The organism is Acinetobacter portensis, assembly GCF_009372215.1.
GTDB lineage: Bacteria > Pseudomonadota > Gammaproteobacteria > Pseudomonadales > Moraxellaceae > Acinetobacter > Acinetobacter portensis.
The window spans coordinates 1-625 of the sequence record NZ_LWRV01000012.1 but is presented as its reverse complement, the minus strand read 5'-3'; the positions used below and the strand labels follow the sequence as shown (position 1 = coordinate 625).

Annotated in this window: 1 protein-coding gene; it reads left to right on the top strand. The window is 33.8% G+C overall.

Translation table 11 applies throughout. The features are described 5' to 3' along the window. The first annotated feature begins 30 nt into the window (after positions 1–30). Positions 31–618, top strand: coding sequence for an Ig-like domain-containing protein (locus A6M14_RS00810; RefSeq protein WP_152872878.1), 588 nt, complete (start codon positions 31–33; stop codon positions 616–618). Positions 619–625: the final 7 nt, after the last annotated feature.

Here is a 625-nt window from a genome sequence, read left to right as displayed (position 1 = left end):
TAATACTGGATAGGCTCTAAGGATGCAGATGTGGCATCTTTGAAGGAAAATATTAAAGATAAAGATCAAAATACGACGACGACAGAATTAGAAAAGTATTTGACTGAACTAGAGTTTCAAATATTAGGAGCAACTGCAGATCAATTTGTTCAACAGAATCCTTTAATTATGAAAGCTGGACAAAATCTTAAAATTACTTTTGATGATATTTTAAGTAATGATCCAGCATATTTAGAGAATGGTTTTAAACTCGTTGGTGTAGATGCAGGTAATACAGGCAATACAATTAGCGTAGATTATGAAACGGGGATTATTACTTTTTCACCAGCGGCTGATTATGTTGGTGATGCCATATTCACTTATACTGTATCTGATGGAAAAGGTGGTCGTGCAACAGCGAATGTTACTGTTGAAGTACAAAATGAGGCATACCATGATCTTATTTTTAGTGAAGAATCGCTTGCTAAGCTATTGAGTCAAACTGGAGAAACAGAAGCTCTTCTGGAAGATCATTTTAAATTGGGCATAAAGCAAAATATCGATGTTTCACGGTTATTAAGTGATTTTGCTACAGAAAGTAATTTACATGATTATATTTTTATTGAGGCTCTAGACTAGCAGATTT